This window comes from Streptomyces sp. WAC06614 (assembly GCF_003949795.1).
Classification (GTDB): Bacteria; Actinomycetota; Actinomycetes; order Streptomycetales; family Streptomycetaceae; genus Streptomyces.
Map to the genome: position 1 here is coordinate 1 of NZ_RPRY01000067.1, position 16414 is coordinate 16414.

A 16414-nucleotide genomic window follows, 5' to 3' on the forward strand; every position below is an offset into this window, starting at 1 on the left:
AGCCGCACGGCGTCCTGCTCCCGATCCACTGGGGCACCTTCAACCTCGCCCTCCACCCCTGGGCGGAGCCGGGCGGGGGACGGCCACCGGCTGGGCAGCGTCCCGGGCGGCGTCGAGGGTCCATTCGCCCGGCTCCGCCCAGGGGTGGAGGGCGAGGTTGAAGGTGCCCCAGTGGATCGGGAGCAGGACGCCGTGCGGCTGGGATCCTTGCAGGTCGAGGTGGGCCTGGAGGCCTTCCTCGGGGGTCATGTGGATGTCGGGCCAGTACTCCGAGTACGCGCCGATCTGGATCATGGTCGCGTCGAACGGGCCGTGCTCGGCCCCGATGTCCCGGAAGCCCGGGAAGTAGCCGGTGTCGCCGCTGTGGAAGATGCGGTGCGCGTCGCCGGCGACGACCCAGGAGGCCCACAGGGTGTGCTGCTGGTTGCGCAGGCCGCGACCGCAGAAGTGGCGGGCCGGGGTGGCGGTGAGGGTCAGGCCCGCGATCTTGGTGGACTCGTTCCAGTCCAGCTCGCGCAGCCGGTCCGCGGGGACGCCCCAGCGCTCCAGGTGGGCGCCCACGCCCAGCGGGACCGCGAAGACCGTGTCCGTACCGGCCAGGGCCTTGATCGTGGGCAGGTCCAGGTGGTCGTAGTGGTCGTGCGAGATGACCACCACGTCGACCGGGCCCAGCGCGGCCAGGGGCACCGGGACGGGGTGCAGGCGCTTGGGGCCGGCGAAGGGGAAGGGGGAGCACCGCTCACCCCAGACCGGGTCGAACAGGACCCGGCGGCCGTCGATCTCCGCGAGCACGCTGGAGTGCCCCATCCAGGTCAGCCGCAGGCCGGAGGCCGGAGGCCGGGCGATGTCGGCCAGGGTGGTGGGGTGGACGGGGATCGCGGCGGCGGGGCTGCGCCGCCGGCGCTGCTCCTTGTGGAAGTAGATCTTGGCGAACTCGCGGGTGGAGCCGGAGGGCCTGGTCCGGGCGCCCACCGGGTTCTGGAAGACGCCGTCCGCGAAGTTCGGCGAGCGCCGGATCCGCTCCAGGCGGGCGCCGGACGGGTCCGCGCCGAAGGCTTCGGGCCGCAGCTCGCGCAGCCGAGGACGCAGGGGACGGGAGCCGGACAAGGCGCCTCCTGGGAGGTGGGGTGGTGCGGACCGGTACGGCCGATCGGTACGGCCGTACCGGTGCCGGTACGTTTCTACGTCGTTCCCAACGCGTACCGGGCCGCCAGGATTCCGTTACAGCGGCAGCAGGTCCGGGCGCTTGGCCTCGACGTGGTCCCCGGAGGACTCGCCGCGCAGCCGGCGGCCGATCCAGGGCACGAGGTGTTCGCGGGCCCACTGGATGTTGTCCCGGGTGACCTCGGCGGAGCCGCGCGGCTGCTGCGGGGGCCAGGGCTGGTCGGGGTCGGTGGGGACCTCCAGGCCCAGGACCTGGGCGGCGCGCAGCGCGACCCGGGTGTGGCCCTCGGGCGACAGGTGCAGCCGGTCGTCGTCCCAGGCCCGGCGGTCCTGGACGGACCTCAGGGACCACAGGTCCAGGACCGGGCAGTCGTAGCGGTCGGCGATGGCCCGGACGTGCGCCGAATAGGTGGCGACCTTGCCGCGCAGGTGCTTGAGGACCGGGACGCCGCGGGTGTCGAAGCCCGTGGTGATCATGACCTTGCCGACGGAGTTCACGAGGTCGGCGACGGCGGCCTCGTACCGCTCGGCCACGGCGTCGGGGTCGCTGCCGGGGCGGATGATGTCGTTGCCGCCGGCGCAGAAGGTGACGAGGTCGGGGGCGAGCTCCTTGGCGCGCGGCACCTGCTCGGCCACGATCTGGTCCAGCAGCCGGCCGCGCACGGCGAGGTTGGCGTACCGGAAGTCGTGCTCCTCGCGCTGGTCGGCCAGCAGTACGGCGAGCCGGTCGGCCCAGCCGATGAAGGCGTCGCCGGGACCGGGGTCGCCGACGCCCTCGGTGAAACTGTCGCCGATCGCCGCGTAGGAGCCCACGGAGAGGGGGGTCGTCAGGGTCGAAGTACTGATCGTCGTTGTCGTCGTCGTTGTCGCTGCCACGGGATCACATCCTTCACCTCGTGACGTGACCTACGCCACCGTAGGAAGGGGTTGACGGACCGTGATCTATACCACCCGATCAGGGCGGAATAACAGCGCGTGAGGCCAGGACCCCCCTCGGGTCCTGGCCTCACGCCGTCCCTCGCCCGTTCCCGGACGGGTCAGATGCTCACGCCCTTGGAGCGGAGGTAGGCGAGCGGGTCGACGTCGGAGCCGTAGCCGGCGCCCGTGCGGATCTCGAAGTGCAGGTGCGGACCGGTGGAGTTGCCGGTGGAGCCGGACAGGCCGATCTGCTGGCCGGCGCTGACGGTCTGGCCGACGGAGACGGAGAGCTGGGAGAGGTGGCCGTACTGGGAGTAGTGGCCGTCGGCGTGCCGGATGACCACCTCGTTGCCGTAAGCGCCGCCCCAGCCGGCGGTGACGACGGTGCCCGCGCCGACCGCCTTGACGGAGGTGCCGGAGGAGGCGATGAAGTCGACGCCGGTGTGGTAACCGCTGGACCACATGGCTCCGGCGGCGTGGTACGCGGTCGAGATCCCGCCGGGGACCGGGGCCACGAAGCCGCCCGCGGAGACGGTGCCCGCCTGCTTGCCGGCGCCCGACGCGGCGGCGCCGGACGAGGCCGCGCGCGAGGCCGTGTCCGACGCGGGGGCGGCCGGCCGGGAAGCCTTGCGCGAGGTGGTTCCGGCGGCGGAGGCGGAGCCCGGTCGGTCCGCGGAGGACCGGCCCGCCTCCTCGGCTCCGCTCTCCGCCGCCCGGCTCTTCCGCGCGGAGGCCCCGGCCTCCGGTGCGGTGGACTCCCCGGCCGCGGCGCCGCCCAGGTTCAGCCGCAGGCCCGGGTGGATGAGGTCGGGGTCGTCGCCGACGGCCTCGCGGTTGTCGGCGTAGAGCTGCTCCCAGCCGCCGCCCAGGCCGCGGTCCCGTCCTTCTACACCGTGGCGCCCGGCGACTGCCTGTCGGTGATCGCCCACGACCGCGGCCTGGGCGGCGGCCGGGGCGGGGGCCGCGTGGGCGGTCGCGGCGCCCAGGAGCGGCAGCGCCAGCGCCGCGCCCGAGGTGCCGGCGACGGCGAAGCCGCGGAAGATCGGGCTGGACTTGGGGCGGCGGTGCTTACCCTTTGCGGCCATGGCGAATTCCTCTCCGGCGCCTGCGAGGTGAGCTGTCGGGTTCGGACGGGAGATGTCCGGCCGCGTCGCGACGCGGCTTCACCCCTAGCCGTCCGGACCCGAAGATCCGAATCGGCGGCGTACCTGGTTCCCCCGCTCCTGCCGCACGCATGAATGGTCGATTGCGTTTCCCGAACGGTCGGCAGGATTGGGCGGTCCGTCCGGATCGGGGCGAACGTAATCCAGCGAAGCCGCACGGAACAAGCTGCGAATTACCCCGTGGATTCCCGGAGGTGAGGGATCAACGGAATTCCCGTCACCCTGCGTCTATTCCGGTGGAGCAACAGCCGTTCCCGCAGGGGAATTCGGGCGCGGCGATCAGGCACGCACCGTCACCGTATGATCTGAATCACGGGGCGGGGTGCGATCTCCCGTCCCCTGACGGCAAGTTGTGGCCAAGTGTCCCAAATTCGGACATCACCGACGATACGGAGGACATCCGGTGACCCAGCAGATACCTCAAACCCCGTCGGTGGAGCCGGAGCTGACCGGCGTGCGCAACTTCCGTGACGTCGGCGGCCTGCCGACCACGGACGGCCGGCGGGTCAGTTCGGGACGACTGTTCCGAAGCGGACATCTGGCGCATGCCACCGAAACCGATGCAGAGTTCCTCGCCTCGCTCGGGCTGCACACCGTCTTCGACTTCCGCAATGCCGCCGACCACGCCCTCGAAGGACCCGACGTGGAACTTCCCGGCGTACGGAACGTGAACATTCCGCTGTCCGACCCGGCGGACGGCAAGGAATTCTGGCGCATGGTGCGCGACGGGAACCTCGACCAGCTCCGCGAGCTGCTCGGCGAGGGCCGGGCCGCGGACCGGATGGCCCACTCCTACCGGCAGATCATCACCACCCGCACCACCGAGCACAGCCGGGTGCTGCACGCGCTCGCCGAGGACAGCGTGCCCGCCCTGATGCACTGCGCGGCCGGCAAGGACCGGGCCGGACTGTCGATCGCGGTCACGCTGCTGGCGCTGGGCGTCGAGCGGGACGCGATCGTGGCGGACTACCTGGAGTCCAACGCACCGCACCGCCGCTACCGGGTGCACCGCAACGGCGACGCGGCCGAGGCCCGCTCGCCCGAGGTCATGGAGCTGCTGGCGCCGCTGTTCGACGCCCGCGCCGCGTACCTGACCGCGGCCTTCGACGCGCTGGAGGAGACCTGGGGCGGCGTGGACGCGTACCTGGCCGAGGGCCTCGGGCTCTCCCCCGAGACCCTCGCCCGCCTGCGGGACCGCCTGCTCGACTGACGCTCCGCCCACCGGCCGTCGGCGGCGACGGCCGGTCGGAAGAAGCCGCGGTCGCAGCGGTGGTCCATCAGCGGCGGCCGGTCAGCGGTTGACGACGGCCTGCTTCACCAGGGTCCGGCCGAACTCCCACATCAGTCCGCCGCCCCCGTGCGCGTCGTCCATGACCGCACGGAAGGCGGTGACGAACCGGTCCACGTCCGCCTCGTCGAGCACCAGCGGCGGGATGAGCTTGATGACCTCCAGGTGGTCGCCGGAGACCTGGGTGAGGATCCGGTGCTTCTGCAGCAGCGGTACCACCACCATCTGGGCGAACAGCCCCTTTCGGGCAGCCTGGAGCATGCTCCACCGGCTGCGCAGCCCGAGCGAGGACGGCCGGCCGAACTCGATGCCGATCATCAGCCCGCGCCCGCGCACCGCGTGCAGCAGCTCGTACTCCCCCACCAGCGCGGCCAGCCGGCCGCGCAGCAGGTCGCCCAGGGTCCGGGCCCGGGCCACCAGCGCCTCGTCCTCCATCACCGCGAGCACGGCGAGCCCGGCCGCCATCGCCTGCGCGTTGGACCCGAAGCTCGCCGAGTGGACCAGCACCCGGTCCATGGACGAGTAGACCTTCTTGAAGATCCAGTCCTTGCCGAGGGTGGCGCCGACCGGTACGTACCCGCCCGAGAGGGCCTTGGCCACGCAGACCAGGTCCGGCTCCACGCCCTCCTCGTACTGGTACGCGTAGAACGTTCCGGTCCGTCCCAGTCCGGTCTGCACCTCGTCGGCGATCAGCAGGGCCTTGTGCCGGTGCAGCAGGTCCTGCGCGGCGCGCAGGAAGCCGGGCGGAGCCTCGTGCACGCCCTTGCCCTGGATCGGCTCGACGACGAATCCGGCCACGTCGCCGCGGGCGAGCTCCCGTTCCAGCGCCGCGAGGTCGCCGAGGGGGACCCGGGTGTCGGGCAGCAGCGGGGCGAACCCGTCGCGGAAACCGCCCTCGCCGTTGACCGACAGGGAGCCGACGGTCAGGCCGTGGAAGGCGTGGTCGCAGTAGAGGATCCTGGGGCGGCCGGTGGCGTAGCGGGCGAACTTCAGCGCGGTCTCCACCGCCTCGGTACCGCTGTTGCCGAAGAAGACCCGGTCCAGGTGCGGGCTGTGCGCGAGCAGCCGCTCGGCCAGCAGCCCGGGCAGCGGCTGGCAGTCGAACCGGGTGAGGTCGGCGAGCTGGGCGTCGAGGACGTCGTGCAGGGCCTGGCGGACGACGGGGTGGTGGCGGCCGAGGCCCATCACCCCGAAGCCGGCCAGCATGTCGAGGTAGTCGTGGCCCTCGGCGTCCCAGAAGTGGGCGCCCTCGGCCCGCACGTAGACCTTGTCGAAGCCGAGCGTGTGCAGCATCCGGGGCAGTTGGTGGTTGAGGTGCCGGGTGTGCAGCTCGTAGCGCTCCGCGCCCCGCTCGGCCAGCAGGGCGCGCAGGTCGAAACCGGTCACCGCCGCTCCCGGTTCCCCGAGACGGTCTCGCGGGCCGCGCGCAGCGATTCCTTGAGCGAGCCCATGGTGGCGAGCACGGCGGTGGGTTCGTAGCCGCAGTGCGCCATGCAATTGGCGCAGCGCGGGTCCTTGCCGCGGCCGTACGTGCTCCAGTCCGTGTCCTCGACGAGTTCCCGGTAGGTGGGCACGTAGCCGTCGCTCATCAGGTAGCAGGGGCGCTGCCAGCCGAAGAGCGAGTAATTCGGAATGGCCCAGGCGGTGCAGGGGAAATCCGCCTTTCCTTCGAGGAAATCGAGGAAGAGCGGCGAGTGGTTCAGGCGCCAGCGGCGCCGGTTGCCGCCGGCGAACGCCTTGCGGAAGAGATCCCGGGTCTGTTCGACGCCGAGGAAGTGTTCCTGGTCGGGGGCCTTTTCGTACGCATAGGCCGGCGAGATCATCATCTCGTCGACCTGGAGGTCGTCGTTGAGGTAATTGAGCACCTCGATGACGGTCTGCGGGGTGTCGGTGTTGAAGAAGGTGGAGTTGGTGGTCACCCGGAAGCCGCGCCGCTTGGCCTCCTTGATGGCGGCCACCGCCTCGTCGAAGACGCCCTCCTTCGCCACCGACTCGTCGTGCCGCTCGCGCAGCCCGTCGATGTGCACGGCGAACGCGAAGTAGGGCGAAGGGGTGAAGTCGGCGATCTTCTTGCGCAGCAGCAGGGCGTTGGTGCACAGGAAGACGTACTTGCGCCGGGCCACCAACTGCCGCACGATCTCGTGGATCTGCGGGTGCATCAGCGGTTCGCCGCCGGCGATGGACACCATCGGCGCACCCGACTCCAGGACCGCCCCCACCGCCTGCGCGACGGGCATGCGCTGCTTGAGGACCCCGGCGGGGTGCTGGATCTTCCCGCACCCCTCGCACTTCAGGTTGCAGGCGTAGAGCGGTTCCAGCTCGACGATGAGCGGGAACTTGTCGCGCTTGCGGAGCTTCTGTTCGAACAGATAGGTCCCGACCCTGATGGACTGTCGCAGCGGCATGGCCATCTGGCTCACCTCCGGGGGAGCGGCAAAGAACGGTGCCAGTCATGAAAAGCCGGCAGTACGGCACGCAGTACGCGGAAGGCCGATATTCCACCGCGGACCGTACCGATACGGACGAGCTCGTGCTCCGGGGCGTCCACGATCACCCGGACGGCGGCAACCGGGCGGCGTCCGGCCGTGGCCATCGGGATCCGGGCGGCGGTCCAGAGGGTGGCCGCCGACTCCATGTCGACGGCGATGGCCCCGGTGGCCCGCAGGGCGGCCCGCTCGGGGCCGCGCACCACGTGGTCGGCGCCGGTCAGCAGACCGGTGTGGACGGTCCGCCCGGGCAGGGCCCGGGCCAGGGCCGCGGCGAGCGGGCCCGCGGCGGAGCAGGTCACGGTGCCGCGGGGGTCGCGGGTCCGCTCGGCGACGACCAGGTCGCCCGGGTGCATGCCGGGGACCAGCCCGGCGCAGAACCCGGTGGCCACCACCGCGGCCCCGCCCAGCCGCGGGTCGGCCAGGGCCGCGGCCACGGCACGGTCCGCCGCGCGCGGGCCCATCCCGGTCCGCAGGACCCGGACGGGGCCGGGCGCCCCGGTCCGCTCCACGTCCCGGTCCCTGCCGCCGTCCCGGCCCTTGTCCCGGGCCCGATCGCGGCCGCCGCCCAGGGCGAGCCGTTCGATGCCGAGCGCACAGGCCACCAGCAGCGCGGACGACCCGCCTGACGGCCCGCCTTCGGCGGCGCCCATCAGGACCTGCCCCCCGAGGCCGCGGGGGGCACGGTCGCCGTGGCCGGGCCGGGGGCCGGCCGGGGGCCGAGCCGGGGCTCGCCGTGGACGTAGCGGCCGAGGGCGGTGAGCGGGAACACCTGCCGGTACAGGTGGTAGTTGATGGAGAAGTCCCAGGGGAAGCCGGTGCCGGTGAAGTGCGGCTCCTCCCAGGAGCCGTCGGGCAGCTGGGTGCCGGCCAGGAAGCCGATGCCCCGCTCGACGACCTCGCTCTCCCGCTCCCCCGCCGCCAGCAGGGCCAGCAGCGCCCAGGCGGTCTGCGAGGCGGTGGACTCGCCCTTGCCGGCCCAGGCCCGGTCCCGGTACGAGCGCTGGTCCTCGCCCCAGCCCCCGTCCGGGTTCTGTACGGACTCCAGCCAGGCCACGGCCCGCCGCACCGCCGGATGCGCGGCGGAGAGCCCGGCCGCGGTCAGCGCGGGGACCACCGACCCGGTCCCGTAGATGTAGTTGGTGCCCCAGCGGCCGAACCAGGAACCGTCCGCCTCCTGTTCGGCGAGCAGCCAGGCGATGCCGCGCAGGGTCCGGGGGTCACCGGCCCGGCCCTCCCCGGCGAGCATCTCCACCATGTGCGCGGTGACATCGGCCGACGGCGGGTCGATGACCTCCCCGAAGTCGCAGAACGGCAGCAGGTTGGGCAACGGGCTGGTGTTGTCGGCGTCGAAGGCGCCCCACGCCCCGTTGCGGGACTGCATGCCCAGGCTCCACGACACCCCGCGCGCCACGGCCGCGTCCACCCGGACCGGATCGGGGTGGCGGACCCGGCGCAGCGCGAGCACCACCTCTGCGGTGTCGTCGATGTCGGGGTAGTTGTCGTTGTGGAACTCGAACGCCCAGCCGCCGGGGGCGAGTCGGGGCCGGCGCACCGCCCAGTCGCCGCGCCGGACGACCTCCTCGCCGAGCATCCAGTCCGCGGCCCGCACCAGCGCGGGATGGTCGGCGGGGACGCCCGCGTCGGCGAGCGCGATCACGGCCAGGCAGGTGTCCCAGACCGGGGACTGGCAGGCCTCGATCATCCGGGCGCCGTCCGCGCGCCACACGGCGAACCGGTCCAGCGACTCCAGTCCGGCCCGCATCACGGGGTGTTCGAGGTCGTAGCCGAGCAGGTGCAGGGCGATGACCGAGTAGACGGCGGGCGGCTGGATGCCGCCCCAGCAGCCGTCGTTCTCCTGGCGTTCGACGATCCAGCGGGCGGCGCTGTTCATGGCGGCCCGGCGCAGCCCGCGCGGGGCGAACCTGCGGTACAGGTGCAGGCCCTTGTCCATCCGCTGGAAGGCCCCCTCCCAACTGAGCGCCGGGGCGAGGGGCTTGGTGGGGTAGGGGTCACGCGCGTCGGTGTGCAGCTCGTCCAGGGCGAAGGGGGCGGGCCGCACCGGGCGGTGGGCGGAGACCACGGTCAGCGGCACGATGGTCTGCCGGGCCCAGCAGCCGAAGTCGTAGATGTTCAGCGGCACCCAGGACGGCAGGAAGAGCAGCTCCGGCGGGAGTTCGGGCAGCCGGTCCCAGCTCCACCAGCCGAACAGGGCCAGCCAGATCCGGGTGAACACGCGGGCGGCGGCGAGCCCGCCGTGGGCGCGGATCCAGGCGGAGGCCCGGGCCATGTGCGGGGCGTCGGGCGCGTCCCCGGCCAGGCGCAAGGCGACGTAGGCCTCGACGGTGGCGGAGAGGTCGGGCGGGCCGCCGTGGAAGGTGGCCCAGGTGCCGTCCTCGCGCTGCTCGCCGCGGATGAACAGGGCGGCGGCGTGGGTGGTGGCCTCGTCGCGGATGCCGAGGAACTGCCGCAGCAGGAGGTCCTCGGCGTCCATGGTGACGTTGGTCTCCAGGACGCCCTTCCACCAGCCCTCGGCGTCCTGCCGGCCCAGCAGGTGGTCCCGCGCCCGCGCGGCGGCCTCGGCGGCGGCGCGCGCCACCGGGCCCCTGGCCGCCGCGTCCGGCCCGCTCACCGCGTCGGCGCCGCAGGTTCCGCCGTCGTCGGTCGTCGCTGTCATGGCTTCCCCTTTGTGCAGTCGATACCTCATACCTCTGCTGTGCTGGGGTCTGCCGTCGGCCGGGCCGCCGCGCGCGTCAGCGTGCGGCGCCTCCGGTCGGCGACTCGCGCGTCATATCCACCGGCGCGTGCGGGCGGCGGCGGTCACTTCTTGCGGACTACGACGAAGTCGGCGAGGGCGACCAGCGCCTCGCGCACCCGCTGGGGCATCTCCACCTCGTCCAGCGCCTTCACGGCGACGGCGTGCTGGCGGCGCGCCTCGTCCTCGGTCCACCGGCGGCCGCCGGCCTTCTCGATGAGGGCGGCGCGGTGGGCGAACTCGGCCTCCGAGAAGTTCTCGAAGTCGCTGCTCTTGGCGTCGGCGGCGAGGAGCTCGGCGAGCTCCTCGGAGGCCGCGCCGCCGGCCGCGAGGGCGGCGACCACGGGCAGGGACTTCTTGCGCTGGCGCAGGTCGCTCCAGGTCTGCTTGCCGGTGGACTCCGGGTCGCCCCAGATGCCGAGCAGGTCGTCGACGGCCTGGAAGGCGAGGCCCAGGTGGTAGCCGTACTCCTCCAGCTTGTCGGCGGTGCGGTCGTCCGCGCCGCCGAGGACGGCGCCGATGGAGACGGCGCAGGCCAGCAGTGCGCCGGTCTTGTTGCCCTCCATCTCCAGGCACTCCTCGACGCTGACGCGCTCGCGGTGCTCGTAGGAGATGTCCTGGGCCTGCCCGTCGATGAGCTTGCGGCTGGCGGTGGTCAGGCGGCGGGTGGCGCGGCCGGCCTCGACGGTGCCGAGCTCCAGGAGGATCTCGTTGGCCAGCGCGAACAGCGCGTCGCCGACCAGGATGGCCTGGGCCGGGCCGTGCACCTTCCACACGGTGTCGCGGTGGCGGCGCTGCTCGTCGCCGTCCATCAGGTCGTCGTGCAGCAGCGAGAAGTTGTGCACGAGTTCCACCGCGACCGCGCCGGGGATGCCGACCTCGGCGGGGGCGCCGGCGGCCTCGGCGGAGAGCAGTGCGAGCGCCGGGCGGACGGCCTTGCCGCCGTCGCCGTCGGCGGGGTTGCCCTGGGCGTCGATCCAGCCGAAGTGGTAGGCGGCGACGGTGTCCATGGGCGGTGCGAGCCGGTCGACGGCCGCCCGGAGCACGGGGGTCGACAGCGTACGGCCGCGCTCCAGGAGCGCGAGCGTGTCCGCCGTGCCGGCGCCTGCCGTGCGCGCCGCGTCCTCGGCAGCCGGGTTCCCCGGGTTCACTGGCTCTCCTCTGGTTCCTGTGCGTGCTGTGGTGGTGCTGGTGATGGTCATGCCGCCTCCTGAAGCGGGTTCTCGCGGTGGCGGCCGAGCGCGGCGAGGGCGGCGTGTGCCGCGCCGACGCCGCTACGGACGGCGCTCTCCATGGTCGCGGGCCAGCCGGTGGCGGTCCACGCACCGGCGAGGTAGAGCCCGGGCGCGTCGGTACGGGGCCCCGGGCGGAGCCGGCCGACGCCGGGGGCGGGGGCGAACGTGGCCGTCCGCTCCCGGGTGACGAAGAAGTCGCGCACCTTGGCCCCGCGCGCGGCGGGCAGCAGCCGCTCCAGCTCCGGCAGGTACTTGCTGCGCAGGACGGAGACCGGCTCGTCGATGTCGTCCTGCGCGGCGGACTGGGACAGGGCCAGGTACTGGCCCCCGTCGCCGAGCCCGGAGGCGTCGGTGCGGTCGAACACCCACTGCACGGGGGTGCCGAGCGCCGCGAAGAAGGGCTGCCGGAGCACCTTGCGGTCGTAGACCACGTGGACGTTGAGGATGGGCGCGGTGGCGATGTCGAGCAGCCGGTCGGGGTCGGTGAGGGCGCCGTACGGCAGCAGCCCGTGGGCCTCGCGCTGCGGTACGGCGAGCACGACGGTGCCGGCGGTCAGTGGCTCGTCCTCGGTGTCGACGCGCCAGCCGGACCCGGCGTTGCGGGAGAGGGCGGTGACGCGGGTGCGCAGCCGGACGTCGACGCCGGCGGCGTCCAGGGCCTTGCGGGCGAGGGTGTCGTGCAGGTCGCCGAGCGGGACCCGGGCCCAGCCGATGTCGGCGGCGCCGGCCTCGGAGAGCAGGCCGGTACGGAAGACCATGGCGGCCAGGCCGAGGGAGGAGTGTGCGGCGGTGGCGTTGAGGGTGGCGATGCCGACGAGGTCCCACAGGGCCTCGACGGTGCGGTCGGACTGGCCGTAGCGGGCCAGCCAGGTCGCGAAGTCGAGCCCGTCCAGCGCCGGGTCGGCCGGGTCGAGCTTGCGCAGGGCGAGCGCGGCGCGTCCGACGGAGGCCCGTTCGGCCAGGGACAGGTGCGGGTAGCGGGCCAGGGAGCCGGCCAGGTGCAGCGGTACGGGCAGCGCGGTGCGGCGCAGCCGGCCCAGGCGCGGTCCGCGGGGGTGGGCGACGTCGAGGACGGGCACGTCGAGCCGGTCCTGGAGCGGGGCGAGGGCGGCACCGTCGATCCGGTCGAGGAACCACCGGTAGGCGGTGCAGCAGCGCAGGTAGACGTGCTGGCCGTTGTCGACGGTGAGGTCGCCGCGCTTGAAGGAGAACGCGAGCCCGCCCAGCCTCGGGCGTCCTTCGAGGAGGGTGACCCGCAGCCCGGCGTCGGCGAGTTCGAGGGCGGCGGTCACGCCCGCGAGCCCCCCGCCGACGACGACGGCGGTCTGCTGCGTGCTCATGCGTCCTCCCCCGCTGCGGTGCCGGTGGCCACGGCCGGGCCGGCCGCCGGGTCGGTACGGCGTGCCGGCGCGCTCGCGCCGGCCGTCCGGCCCGCGGGCGAAGACGCAGGTCGCAGGGTTCGGGTTGCCTCGGCGCCGGCCGGCGCCCGCCGCACGCTCACAGGCTCCGCCTCCTCGTGGTCCGCGAGACGGTCCGGGCGTCCAGGCCGGACAGGCCGCGGACGGCGACGTAGGCCTTCTCCCGTACCGGCAGGGACACCCGGCCGCGCAGGACGGCCTCCGGCTCGCGCTCGATCCGGTCGAGCAGGCGGCGGTAGATGCCCGCCATGGCGGCCACGCACGCGCCGCTGCGCCGGTCGAGCATCGGCAGCAGCCGGTAGCCCTCGACGAACAGCGCCCGGGCGCGCCGGACCTCGTGGTGGACGAGGCCGGCGAAGTCGGCGCCGGCGGGGGCGCGGTCGCTGTGGAAGCCGTCGGAGCAGCCGAACTTGGCGAGGTCCTCGGCGGGCAGGTAGGTGCGGCCGTTGGCGGCGTCCTCGCGGACGTCGCGCAGGATGTTGGTGAGCTGCAGGGCAAGGCCGAGGGTGTCGGCGTACTCGGGGGCCCGGGCGGCGTCGTGGGCGTCGAGGCCCGACGTGCGTACGGTGCCGAACACGCCGAGGGAGAGCCGGCCGATGGCGCCGGCCACGCAGCGGCAGTAGACCTTCAGGTCGTCCCAGGTCTCGTAGGTGGCGCCGCGGACGTCCATCAGGACCCCGTCGATCAGCTCGTCGAGCCCTTCGAGGGGGATGGGGAAGCGGCGGGCGGCATGGGTGAGGGCGACGGCGACGGGGTCGGTGTCGTCCTCCTCGACCTCGCCCGCGCGGATCCGGCCGAGCAGCGCCCGGGTCTCCTCCAGCCGGGCGAGCTTGGCCTCGGGGGCGAGGGTGCCGTCGCCGATGTCGTCGACCCGCCGGGAGAAGGCATACAGCGCCGACATGGCCTGGCGCTTGTCGGTGGGCAGCAGCCGGATGCCGTAGGCGAAGTTGCGCGCCTGTGCGCCGGTGACGGCCTCGCAGTAGCTGTAGGCGGCGAGTACCGGTGCGGACGCGTGGTGAAGGCCCTCCACGGTCGGGCTCACCCCTTTCTCGGCGTTGGGCGCAGAACGGCGGCCGCCTCGCGGAGCAGGCCGGTCCTGGTGGGCTTGGGCGGTCCGGGGGCGACGTCGAAACCGGCGGCCGCGACGGCGGCCAGGGCGGCGCGCCCTCCTCCCACGAATCCGGCGAGGAGCAGGCGGAGCCTGCCGTGCACGCTGGTGACGAGGGGGGTGCCCTCGTCGAGCAGGGTGCGGGCGCGCGCGGCCTCGAAGGCGATCAGCGCGCGGACGGACGCGCCGGCGGACGGGGCCTTGAGGTCGGCCTCGGTGACATGGAAGCGGCGCATGTCCTCGGCGGGGAGGTAGACGCGGTCGCGGGCGAGGTCCTCGGTGACGTCCTGGAGGTGTTCGACGATCTGCAGGGCGGTGCAGATCATGTCGGAGCGGCGGACCCGCTCGGGGGTGCTGGTGCCGGTGATGGACAGCACGAGGCGGCCGACGGGGTTGGCGGACAGCTCGCAGTAGGCGAGCAGGTCCTCGTAGGTCTCGTAGCGGCTGACCTGCTGGTCCTGGCGGTTGGCCGCGATCAGTCCGAGGAAGGGCCCGGGGGTCAGCGCGTGCCGGCGGACGACGGGCCGCAGGGCCTGGAGCAGGGGGTGGCGTGGGGTGCCGTCGAAGACGCGTCCGAGGTCGGCCTCGAAGGCGTCGAGCAGCGCGAGCCGGTCCCCGGCCGCCTCCGGGGGCACGCCGAGGAGGGCGGCGTCGTGGCCGCCGGGGGCGAGGTCGCCGTCACCGATGTCGTCGACCAGGCGGGCGTACCCGTAGACGGCCATGAGGTCGTCGCGCCAGGCGCGGGGCAGGAAGGCCGGGGCGACGGGGAAGTTCTCGGCGGTGGCCTTGTCGAGGGTGGCGCGCGCGGGGGCGTCGGGCCGGGTGCCGGACCCGGGGCTCACCGCCCGCCGCCCGGGGCGGGGACGGCCGGTCCGCCTGGGGGCCGGAGGTTTCCCGTAGCCATTGCCGTCACATCTCCCGTTCTACACTGCCGACCCAATACATCCCATTTCGGACACGCCGCCGGAGTTTTCGTCCGCAGATGGCTCGATTGAGGACCGGTCCAGCTTACGTTGTACAACGCCGACGGCCCCGCCCGGGTGTACACCCCGTGACGGGATGTCGCGCGCCGGACGACGAACGGCCCCCGCGCCGCACGACGAGGCCCCCGCCGCAGGCGTGCGGTGGGGGCCGGGTCGGCCGGGGCCGGGCCGGTGTCAGTGGCCGCCGGTCTCCTTCTCGTAGGCGGACACGACCTCCTCGGTCGGTCCGTCCATCAGCAGTTCGCCCTTCTCCAGCCACAGCACCCGGTCGCAGGTGTCGCGGATCGAGCTGTTGCTGTGGCTGACCAGGAAGACCGTACCGGCCTTCTTGCGCAGTTCGCGGATGCGCTCCTCGGAGCGGATCTGGAACTTGCGGTCACCGGTGGCCAGGGCCTCGTCGATCATCAGCACGTCGTGGTCCTTGGCGGCCGCGATCGAGAACCGCAGACGGGCGGCCATGCCGGAGGAGTAGGTGCGCATCGGCAGGGAGATGAAGTCGCCCTTCTCGTTGATGCCCGAGAAGTCGACGATGTCCTGGTAGCGCTCCTTGATCTGCTCGCGGGTCATGCCCATCGCGAGCCCGCCGAGCATCACGTTGCGCTCGCCGGTCAGATCGTTCATCAGGGCGGCGTTGACGCCCAGCAGGGAGGGCTGGCCGTCGGTGTACACCTTGCCGGACTCGCAGGGCAGCAGGCCCGCGATGGCGCGCAGCAGGGTGGACTTGCCCGAGCCGTTGGAGCCGATCAGCCCGATGGCCTCGCCCCGGTAGGCGGTGAAGGAGACCCCGCGCACGGCGTGCACCCGGCGGACGCCGGGCCCGTCGCCCTTGCGGCGGATTATCTTGCTCAGCGCGGCGGTGGCGCTGCCCTTGCCGCCGCCACCGGCGTTGACGCGGTAGACGATGTGGACGTCGTCCGCGATGACGGTGGGGATCCGCCCCTGGGTGTTGTCAGCCACGGCCGTAACGCTCCTCAGCCTTCCAGAAGTACACGAAACCGCCGAGGCCGGTCAGCACGGCCCAGCCCACGGCGAAGGCCCACACGTGCGGGGGCAGGTTGGAGGCCGCGTAGTCGTCGATGAGCGCGAAGCGCACCAGGTCCATGTAGATCGCGATCGGGTTCCACAGCAGCACGTCGCTGATCCAGGCCGGCTGGTCCTTGAGGTAGGCCGCGATCGGGAACATGACGCCGGAGGCGTACATCCAGGTGCGCATCACGAACGGCATCAGCTGCGCCAGGTCCGGGGTCTTGGACCCGAGCCGCGCGAAGATCATCGCCAGGCCCGTGTTGAACACGAACTGCAGGGCCAGGGTCGGGATCACCAGCAGCCACGACAGCTGGGGGTAGTTGCCGAAGGCGATCGCGATGACGAAGACGACGACCATCGAGTACAGCAGCTGCTGGAGCTGCTGGAGCGAGAAGGACACCGGCAGCGAGGCCCGGGGGAAGTGCAGCGCGCGCACCAGGCCGAGGTTGCTGGAGATCGCCCGGACGCCCGCCATCAGCGAGCTCTGGGTGAAGGTGAAGACGAAGATGCCCATCATCAGGAACGGCACGTAGACGCCCTTGGGCATCTCGCGGCCCGCGCCGAGGATCAGGCCGAAGATCAGCCAGTAGACCACCGCGTTGAGCAGCGGGGTCGCCACCTGCCAGATCTGGCCGAGCTTGGCCTCGCTGTACTGGGCCACCAGCTTGGCCCGGGAGAACGCCAGGATGAAGTGGCGCCGGCCCCAGAGCTGCCGCACGTACTCGGGAAGGCTCGGCCGGGCACCGCTCACCGACAGGCCGTACTTCTTGGCGAGCTCCGCGGGGCTCAGGCCCTCGTCGGCGGACGGCGGCGTGCTCGTGGCGAGGGCGCCGTCGTGGGTTGTGTCACTCACAAGAGAAACTTTCGTCT

14 protein-coding genes and 1 riboswitch are annotated in these 16414 nt (G+C 73.0%); of the genes, 1 reads left to right on the plus strand and 13 read right to left on the minus strand.

Going from position 1 to position 16414, the window contains the following annotated elements:
• Positions 1-39: 39 nt before the first annotated feature.
• From EF918_RS12050 to EF918_RS12060, 3 genes are all read right to left on the minus strand, one after another.
• Positions 40-1107, minus strand: a complete 1068-nt coding sequence (locus EF918_RS12050) for an MBL fold metallo-hydrolase (RefSeq protein WP_125644670.1) — start codon at positions 1105-1107, stop codon at positions 40-42.
• 114 nt (positions 1108-1221) lie between these two features.
• Positions 1222-2010: an SGNH/GDSL hydrolase family protein gene (locus EF918_RS12055; RefSeq protein ID WP_185921712.1), complete on the minus strand. Its 789-nt coding sequence runs from the start codon at positions 2008-2010 to the stop codon at positions 1222-1224.
• Positions 2011-2201: 191 nt separating this feature from the next.
• Positions 2202-3167 carry a M23 family metallopeptidase gene (locus EF918_RS12060; protein WP_125644672.1) on the minus strand — a complete coding sequence of 322 codons (966 nt, stop codon included), beginning with the start codon at positions 3165-3167 and terminating at the stop codon, positions 2202-2204.
• Between the two features lie 4 nt (positions 3168-3171).
• A riboswitch (cyclic di-AMP (ydaO/yuaA leader) is annotated at positions 3172-3337 on the minus strand.
• A 311-nt stretch (positions 3338-3648) separates the two neighbouring features.
• Here EF918_RS12060 and EF918_RS12065 point away from each other — a divergent pair.
• The gene (locus tag EF918_RS12065; RefSeq protein ID WP_125644674.1) at positions 3649-4455 is read left to right on the plus strand and encodes a tyrosine-protein phosphatase; all 807 of its coding nucleotides are present in this window, start codon (positions 3649-3651) and stop codon (positions 4453-4455) included.
• 81 nt (positions 4456-4536) lie between these two features.
• Here the strand turns inward: EF918_RS12065 and EF918_RS12070 are convergent, their stop codons facing one another.
• From EF918_RS12070 to EF918_RS12115, 10 genes are all read right to left on the minus strand, one after another.
• Complete coding sequence (locus EF918_RS12070; protein WP_125644677.1) at positions 4537-5919, minus strand: aspartate aminotransferase family protein; 1383 nt, start codon at positions 5917-5919, stop codon at positions 4537-4539.
• Positions 5916-6944, minus strand: a complete 1029-nt coding sequence (gene hpnH / locus EF918_RS12075) for an adenosyl-hopene transferase HpnH (protein WP_125644679.1) — start codon at positions 6942-6944, stop codon at positions 5916-5918. Before hpnH ends, EF918_RS12070 begins: the two co-directional genes overlap by 4 nt.
• A 5-nt stretch (positions 6945-6949) precedes the next feature.
• Entirely contained in the window at positions 6950-7672 is a 723-nt protein-coding gene (locus tag EF918_RS12080; protein ID WP_125644681.1) for a 1-hydroxy-2-methyl-2-butenyl 4-diphosphate reductase, read from the minus strand.
• The gene (gene shc / locus EF918_RS12085) at positions 7672-9696 is read right to left on the minus strand and encodes a squalene--hopene cyclase (RefSeq protein ID WP_125644683.1); all 2025 of its coding nucleotides are present in this window, start codon (positions 9694-9696) and stop codon (positions 7672-7674) included. Before shc ends, EF918_RS12080 begins: the two co-directional genes overlap by 1 nt.
• Before the next feature lie 143 nt (positions 9697-9839).
• The gene (locus tag EF918_RS12090; protein WP_185921711.1) at positions 9840-10976 is read right to left on the minus strand and encodes a polyprenyl synthetase family protein; all 1137 of its coding nucleotides are present in this window, start codon (positions 10974-10976) and stop codon (positions 9840-9842) included.
• On the minus strand, positions 10973-12349 hold the full coding sequence (gene hpnE, locus EF918_RS12095) for a hydroxysqualene dehydroxylase HpnE (RefSeq protein WP_125644687.1): 1377 nt from the start codon (positions 12347-12349) through the stop codon (positions 10973-10975). The genes EF918_RS12090 and hpnE overlap by 4 nt, the downstream gene beginning before the upstream one ends.
• Before the next feature lie 157 nt (positions 12350-12506).
• Entirely contained in the window at positions 12507-13469 is a 963-nt protein-coding gene (gene hpnD, locus EF918_RS12100; RefSeq protein WP_125644689.1) for a presqualene diphosphate synthase HpnD, read from the minus strand.
• Entirely contained in the window at positions 13466-14377 is a 912-nt protein-coding gene (gene hpnC / locus EF918_RS12105) for a squalene synthase HpnC (RefSeq protein WP_125644691.1), read from the minus strand. Before hpnC ends, hpnD begins: the two co-directional genes overlap by 4 nt.
• A gap of 315 nt (positions 14378-14692) precedes the next feature.
• Entirely contained in the window at positions 14693-15475 is a 783-nt protein-coding gene (locus EF918_RS12110; protein ID WP_125644693.1) for an ABC transporter ATP-binding protein, read from the minus strand.
• Positions 15468-16397 (minus strand): ABC transporter permease, encoded by a 930-nt coding sequence (locus EF918_RS12115; RefSeq protein WP_125644695.1) that lies wholly within the window; start codon positions 16395-16397, stop codon positions 15468-15470. Before EF918_RS12115 ends, EF918_RS12110 begins: the two co-directional genes overlap by 8 nt.
• Positions 16398-16414: the final 17 nt, after the last annotated feature.